Annotated in this window: 7 protein-coding genes; 3 read left to right on the top strand and 4 right to left on the bottom strand. The window is 63.9% G+C overall.

The window, feature by feature from the left end:
- Window positions 1–920, bottom strand: a 920-nt coding sequence (locus APH33_RS17430; protein WP_054886343.1) for an endonuclease, incomplete at its 3' end; no start/stop codon positions are given.
- Between the two features lie 133 nt (window positions 921–1,053).
- Here APH33_RS17430 and APH33_RS17425 point away from each other — a divergent pair.
- Window positions 1,054–2,892: a diguanylate cyclase domain-containing protein gene (locus tag APH33_RS17425; protein WP_177332415.1), complete on the top strand. Its 1,839-nt coding sequence runs from the start codon at window positions 1,054–1,056 to the stop codon at window positions 2,890–2,892.
- A gap of 379 nt (window positions 2,893–3,271) precedes the next feature.
- On the opposite strand, the gene APH33_RS17420 is transcribed toward APH33_RS17425, so the two are convergent.
- Window positions 3,272–3,598: an AzlD domain-containing protein gene (locus APH33_RS17420; RefSeq protein WP_054886341.1), complete on the bottom strand. Its 327-nt coding sequence runs from the start codon at window positions 3,596–3,598 to the stop codon at window positions 3,272–3,274.
- Window positions 3,595–4,314 (bottom strand): AzlC family ABC transporter permease, encoded by a 720-nt coding sequence (locus tag APH33_RS17415; RefSeq protein ID WP_054886340.1) that lies wholly within the window; start codon window positions 4,312–4,314, stop codon window positions 3,595–3,597. The genes APH33_RS17420 and APH33_RS17415 overlap by 4 nt, the downstream gene beginning before the upstream one ends.
- A gap of 107 nt (window positions 4,315–4,421) precedes the next feature.
- Between APH33_RS17415 and APH33_RS17410 the strand changes: the two genes are divergently transcribed.
- On the top strand, window positions 4,422–5,300 hold the full coding sequence (locus APH33_RS17410; protein WP_054886339.1) for a LysR family transcriptional regulator: 879 nt from the start codon (window positions 4,422–4,424) through the stop codon (window positions 5,298–5,300).
- 33 nt (window positions 5,301–5,333) lie between these two features.
- Here the strand turns inward: APH33_RS17410 and APH33_RS17405 are convergent, their stop codons facing one another.
- Entirely contained in the window at window positions 5,334–5,828 is a 495-nt protein-coding gene (locus APH33_RS17405) for a hypothetical protein (RefSeq protein WP_054886338.1), read from the bottom strand.
- Between the two features lie 216 nt (window positions 5,829–6,044).
- Here APH33_RS17405 and APH33_RS17400 point away from each other — a divergent pair, with 216 nt between their 5' ends.
- Window positions 6,045–7,043 (top strand): sensor domain-containing diguanylate cyclase, encoded by a 999-nt coding sequence (locus APH33_RS17400; protein WP_054886337.1) that lies wholly within the window; start codon window positions 6,045–6,047, stop codon window positions 7,041–7,043.
- Window positions 7,044–7,168 lie beyond the last annotated feature (125 nt).

Genomic DNA, 7,168 nt, shown 5'->3' with positions numbered 1-7,168 from the left:
AACGCCTCGGCCTCACTGCCAAACGCCACCTGGTTCTTCTGCGAAACCTGGCTGTACCCCGGGCACCCACTGGCCAGGTGATACACATGGCTATTGCGGTTACCCACCACCGCACCACTTGCCGCCGTACTGGCCAGCGTCGGCTTGGCCGCCTCTTTCACTGCCGTGGCCGGCACCACAGCCGCACCTTGCGGGGTATACCCCAACGCCCACTTGCGCTCACCGGTCACGAACGGGTTGTTGTGCCCCATGATCGCGGCAATGCGCTGGTCACGCTGCTTTTCCCATGCTGTCACCGGGTGTTGCTTGTCCCAGGCCATCAGCACCTGTTGCTGCTGGCGCGACATGCTCAGCTTGTAGCGATCGAACATGTAGAACGTGGTGCGTGCCACCAGCCCCTTCACCTCGTCGCGTGGCTCGGCGGTTTTCTGCTGGAAGTCGATCCTGGTGGTGCACTGGCCGTACTGCGGCGCAACGCCAGAGACCATGCCGTAGTTGAAGTTGCTGCGGTCTCCGTTCACTTCGCCCACGGACGGGTAGAGGTTGAACAGGTCGGCCTCCATGGCGCGGAAGGTCGGGTCGCTGTCGACGCACTGCTCGCGCCCGCCGTTCTGCCAGCACTGGCGCTGGTGGCCGAAGGTCCAGGCCGGGACGATGTGCTCCCACTCGGTACGCTCGGCGCGGGTCTGCAGCTTGCGGGTTTCATAACCACAGGATTTCAGGTCGACCCGGCCGCCAGACTTGCCCACCCAGGTCCACTTGCAGCCACAGTACAGCTCGCCCATGGCGCTGTTGCCCTGGTCCTGGTAGATCTTCTGTTTGGCGACCACCTTGGCTTCGGTGAAGGTGGCGGGCGGGGTGGCGAAGGCGGCGGGGATGGCGGCGAAGGCGAGGGCGACGGCGCAAAGCAGTTTCTTCATGAAATACGTCTTAGGCTTACAAAAAAACGCGATTATACGGCTTGAACGCTTTGATAGAAGAGAGATGAAAGGCTTGCACTTGAGCGCTGCGGCGCTATCGTTTGCGGGTCGTGATCCAGTCGAGCGCGTTGTCATGCAAATCGCCCCGTCGCCTCTCAACGAGGCAGCCCGCCTGTGTTTCCTCGAGAGCCTGAACATTCTCGATACCCCGGCCGAGGAAACCTTCGACCGCATTACCCGGTTGGCCAGTGTGCTGCTCGCGGTGCCTATGGCCCTGGTGTCGCTGGTCGACATGAACCGCCAGTGGTTCAAGTCGCGCCAGGGCATCGATGTCGCCGAGACGACGCGCGATGTGGCGTTCTGTGCCCATGCCCTGCATGCCGAAGATGTTCTGGTGATCCCGGATGCCAGCGCCGATCCGCGTTTCGAAAACAACCCGCTGGTGACCGGTGGGCCAGGCATCCGCTTCTACGCCGGTGTGCCGCTGCGCTTTGCCGGCGAGCTGACCGTGGGCACTCTCTGTGTGCTGGACACCCGGCCCCGCCAGGTGTCGGAAACCGAGTTGGCGCACTTGCGCGACCTGGCGCGGATCGTCGAGCGCGAGATGCTGCACCGTAGCCTGGCCATCGACTCGGGCAGCGCGGTGCAACACGCGGAGCAGGGCGCCCTGGCCTCTTCCGAGGCGCGTTTTCACCGGGTGTTCGCCAACAGCCCAACGAGCAAGGCGCTGGTGGGCCTTGATGGGCGCATCCTTGAGCCCAACCGGGAATTTTGCCAGTTGCTGGGCAGGGCCAAGGAGTGGCTGGTGCTGACCCGCTTGGGTGAGTTGATCGACCCTCAGGACCTGGCCAAGCTGGACGAGCCCTGGCAGCGGATCGTTGCCGGTGAGCAGGATGCGCTGGTCATCGAAGTACGGCTGGTGACCCCTGGCAATGGCGCCTTGTGGAGCGAGCTGAGTGTTTCGGCGCTGCGCAACGAGCGCGGCGTTACCGAGCAGCTGGTGGTGTTCGTGCGCGACATCAGCGAGCGCAGGCGCCGCCAGCAGCAACTGCAACGCTACCAGGCGACCCTGGAGCAGCAGGTGGCGCAGCGCACCGAAGAGCTGGCCCGCAGCCAGGAAACCCTGCAAGCCATCGCCGACAATATCCCGGTGCTGATCGCGCATATCGGCACCCACCTCGAATACCGCTTCAACAACGCCGTGTACCGGCAGATTTTCGGCGTCGAGCCGACCCAGCTCAAAGGCCGCAAGGTGCGGGATGTGCTGCCGGCGGATGTGTATGAGCAGCTGTTGCCTTGCTTCCAGAAAGCGCTGGCCGGCGAGCGGGTGGAGGCTGACAACGTGCGTTACAGCCTCGACGACCCGCGGATCTGGCACGCGACGTATGTGCCCGATATCCGCAACGGCAAGGTCGAGGGCTTTTTCGTCATGTCGCTGGATGTGACCGAACGCAAGCGCAAGGAAAAGACCCTGCTCGACCAGGCCACGCTCGACCCGCTGACCGGGCTCCCCAACCGCGCGGCGTTGCATGAGGAACTGGACTTCGCCTTGAAGCAGCGGGCGGCGTTTGCCTTGTTCTTCATCGACCTGGATGGCTTCAAGCAAGTCAACGACCAGCATGGCCACGAAGCGGGCGATGCCGTGCTGCAGGCTGCTGCGGGGCGCATGCTGGCGATCATGCGTGCCGATGACATGGTGGCCAGGCTGGCCGGAGACGAGTTCGTGGTGATCGCCCAGGCCGTCGCCAATCAGGCGTCAGCCCGGGATATCGCGCGCAAGCTGTGCGATGTGCTGTCGGCGCCGGTTGCGGTGGAGGGGGTTGAAGTGGTTGTGGGGGCCAGTATCGGAGTTTATCTGAACTTGTCCGGGCATGACCCGCAGAGTGCCGAGGAGGCTTTGGCGTTGGCGGACAAGGCGATGTATGAGGCCAAGCGAGGGGGGCGGAACAGGTTTAGGCTGGTGGGGGATTGAGGGAGATCGCCTGAAGAGGGCATCAGGCCTCCATGTGCCTGCCACAACAGTTGTAGCGCCTGTGAGATCGAGCGCCGCCCGCGCGGCGCATCGCGGGCAAGTCGGATCGCCGCACCGCCGCTCCCACATCTGTTTCGGGCCAGTTATTCCTGTGCCGCCAACAGGATCCGCCTTGTTCGCATGGCGATACATCTCGGTGGCTCCACCTGTCTCCTGTCATGCACCAAGGCGGTCCCTGTTGGCTTCACAGGAGGGACTGGCCCGAAACAGATGTAGGAGCGACCTTGGTCGCGATGCGCCGCGCGGGCGGCGCTCGATCTCACAGGCGCTACAACTGTCGTGGCAGGCACATGGAGGCCCTGATGCCATCCTCGGCCAATCACACCCCCAAATACCGCAACCCCCACAACACCCCCATACCCACCGCCAAGGTCAGGAGCGTACTGCGCGTACGCCAGGCAACCAATCCGGCCACCACAGCCGCCGGTATCTGCGGGTTGCTCCAGTCGATACCCGGCTGCCCGGCCTTGAACACCACGGCCGGCAGCACCAGTGCCGCCAACACGCTGGCCGGCACATACACCAGCGCACGGCGCAACATCGGTGGAATGCGTAACGTACCGTAGAACTCGATGAACGACAGCCGTATCGCGAAGGTGCCCAGGCCAATCAGGGCAAAGGTGATCCATGGGTTGATGTCGGTCATGGCGCCTCCGCTGCCACGGCTGCGCCCTTGCGCAGCTGTTCGATGCACAGCCCACAGAGCACGCCGCCCAGCGAGGCGACCAGCAAGCCGAGGTTGTAGGGCAGGTCGTGTGCCAGCACCGCCAGCGCGCCACCCACCGCCGCAGCGCCCAGCATCGCCGGGTTACGGATACCCGGTACCAGCAATGCCAGGAACGACAGCGGAATGGCAAAGCCCAGCGACCAGGACTCCGGAATGCCCGTCCCCAAGTACACCCCGGCCAGCACCGCCAGGTTCCAGCCGAACCACATCGGCAAGGCGGTGCCCAGGTAGTAGGGGAAGGCAAATCGCCCGAGGCCGTTGGTACCGAATTTCAGGCTGCACAGGGCGAACGACTGGTCGGACAGCAGGTAGGACAACGACCAGCTCTTGCGCCGCGGCAGATCGCTCAGGTGCGGGGCCAGGGCAGCGCTGTACATCAGGAAGCGCAGGTTGATCACCAACGCAGTCACCACCATTGTCAGCGGCAGCGCGCCGCTCTGCATCAGTTGCAGCACCACCATTTGCGCGGAGCCGGAATAGAACAGCAGGGTCATGCCCATCGCATCGAGCGGCGACATGCCGATACCGATGGCCGTGACCCCGGTAATCAGACCGAACGGCACCATGCCGGTCATGAGTGGCAGAACTGCGCGGACACCCTCGGTGAATGCGTGCATCGCGCTTTTGTAATGCATGGGAGTTCCTTGGAAATTCATCAGGCTCGCTCAAGGTAAAACCCGCACAGCTTGGTCACAACGCAGATTTCTGGAATATTAGGCCTAAAAAAACTAGGCCTGAAACCATGTCACTCGATTCACCCACCCGGCACACCCTGCAGCTCAATGCCCTGCGCGCGTTCGAAGCCTCGGCACGGCTCGGTGGCTTTGCCCGGGCTGCCCACGAATTGAAGGTAACGCCCGGGGCGATTGCGGCGCTGATCAAGACCCTGGAAGCCCAATACGGCGCCGCTCTGTTCGAGCGCCATGCCAAGGGCGTACGCCTGACCCCACTGGGCGAAAGCGTGAAGACGCAGTTCACCGAGGCCTTCGATGCGGTGGAGGAGGCTGCCCGTACCTTGCGCCGGCTGGCCGCGCCGCAGCGGGTGCATATCGTCACCTCGCCGGCTTTGGCCCAGCTGTGGATCGGGCCGCGGCTGCCGCGCCTGACCGAAATGCTCGCCCCCATCGAGGTCTCCGTGACGGCGGTCGATGAACCGCCCAACCTCAAGCGCAGCCCGTTCGACCTTTGCCTGTTCTACGTCGAGCAGGTCGAGCGTGGCCAGTGCAAGCTGGCCGATGAAGATATCCTGCCGGTGTGCAGCCCCGCGCTGGCCGCGCAGATTACCGCGCCGGCAGACCTGGCCAATGCGCGCTGCATCAAGGATGTCGGTTGGCAGGACTGGGATGTCTGGTCGGCGGCGATCATGCCTGAACAGCACTTCGTGGCCCGAGGCCCGGGTTTTTCCCTTTATTCGATCGCGGTGCAGCAAGCCTTGCTGGGCGCCGGTGTGCTGATCGGGCGCAGGAGCCTGATCCAGCCGTATCTCGACAGCGGCGAACTGGTCGCCCCCTTGGCCCGTTCGGTGCCATTGGGGTTGACCATCGCGGCATGGCGCTTGCCGGGTGCCACGGGCAACCCACGCGTGGCAGCGGTGGAAGAGGCCTTGAAGCGGCTGGCCTGAAGTGGCCAACGTTGCGCTGGCCACACCCAGGCTTCAGACCTGCTCGGTTTGCGCTGTCTGCGCGGCCACCTTGGCCTGGGTCTTGAGCTCGATGTCTTCCTTCATGCGCTGGGCGATCTGGTCATCGACCTTGGCCTGTTGCTCAGGTGGCAGGGCGTTGTAGTCGTCCTCGGTCATGCCCAGTTCCTGGAGGATCTTTTCCTTGATCTTCTCTTCCGGCGATTTGGCCATGTAGTCGCGGAAATCCTGCACTGCATCGCTGGTTGCCTGGGTGCTGGCGCCGGCCTGCTGGCGGGCGGCGAGGTCGGGGTTCTGCAGCATCACCTTGAGCTTGGCGAAGGCCTCTTCGCGGGCATCGTCGGCAGTCTGCTGCGAAGTGCTGCCCTGGCTGTTCTGCTGCGCAGACGCATTGCTGGCGGCCAGCGGCGCACGGAACGGTACCAGCTCGGCCTGCGCCTGGTCGTGGTTGATGCGCTGCTGCTGGTGCACGGTGGCCTGCCAACCCAGGCCATTGAGAGTGATTGCCATGTTCTCCTCCTTGGACGTTGCAAAGCCAGAAAGGCAGGGCAAGTCCCATGCCAGCCGTGCAGGCCGCGAAAATAGGACGTTCAGGCTATTTTGATCGTTGGTCGCCAGGCATATGCTTGCCTGTCACAGGAAACAAGTTGCCGCCTGCGGCAAACACAAGCACTGTCGGCAGCCCCTTCATCGGGGCGCAGTTGCTGGACACCAGGGAGAGCGTCCATGAGTCAGGAAGCGATGCCGGCACCTGCCGGCTTCAGTGAACAGCAGCTGGCCACCCTGTTCGCGTTGATCAGCGATGGCATCTGGGACTGGAATGCCAATACCGGCTACGTCTACCGCAACCCTGGCTGGTACGCCATGCTCGGCTACGAAAGCCATTCCATGGCCAACACCGTACTGACCTGGGAAAGCGTGATCCACCCCGAGGACTACCCCCGGGTGATGGCGCACTTCGAGGCCTATATCAACCAGCGCAACGAGCGCTATCTCATCGAGTACCGCTGCCGCTGCCACGATGGCAGCTACCTGTGGGTCGAGGACAGCGGCCATATCATCGACCGCAACGAGGATGGCTCGGTGGCGCGCATGCTCGGCGCGCACCGCAATATCGATGCGGGCAAGCGCCTGGTGGCGCAGCTGGAGCAGAAGAATCATTCGCTGGAAACCCAGGTGGCCGAGCGCACCCGCGAGCTGTCGTGGGTCAACCAACAATTGCAGCGCCAGCTGGACGAGAACCGCATTTTGGCCGAGCGCGACGCGCTGACGCGTATCGCCAATCGCTACCGTTTGGAGAAGACCCTGCAGCAGGAGTGCGAGCGGGCCAAGCGCTTCCGCCAGCCGCTGGCGCTGGTGGCCATGGACCTGGATGATTTCAAGCCGATCAATGACCGCTATGGCCACGCCCGTGGCGATGCGGCGTTGATCCGCGTCGTCGAAAACCTGAGCACCAGCCTGCGTGAACTTGACCTGCTGGCGCGCTGGGGCGGCGACGAGTTCGTCATGGTGCTGCCGCAGACCACGCTGGGCGAGGCACTGGACCTGGCGGGGCTGTTGCGCCGGGCGATGGAGCGGCTTGAACCGGTGGGTGATTACCGGCTGACCATGAGTTATGGCGTGGTGCAATGGCAGGAAGGGGAAGGCCAGGAAGCGCTGCTGGCCCGGGCTGACAAGGCCTTGTACCGGGCCAAGGAGGCGGGCAAGAACACGATTTCCGAGTGAGTCGCGGTCATTGTCTGTCTCGCTTGATTCTCAAATGCTGGCGCAATCCCTGTGGGAGCGGGCGTGCCCGCGAAGCAGGCACCGCGATGGATGGCACGGGCTTCGCCCGTGTTCGCGGGCGCGCC

The organism is Pseudomonas sp. NBRC 111130, assembly GCF_001320485.1.
GTDB lineage: Bacteria > Pseudomonadota > Gammaproteobacteria > Pseudomonadales > Pseudomonadaceae > Aquipseudomonas > Aquipseudomonas vlassakiae.
The sequence above is the reverse complement of the archived record's forward strand: the minus strand, read 5'-3'. Positions and strand labels throughout refer to the sequence as shown.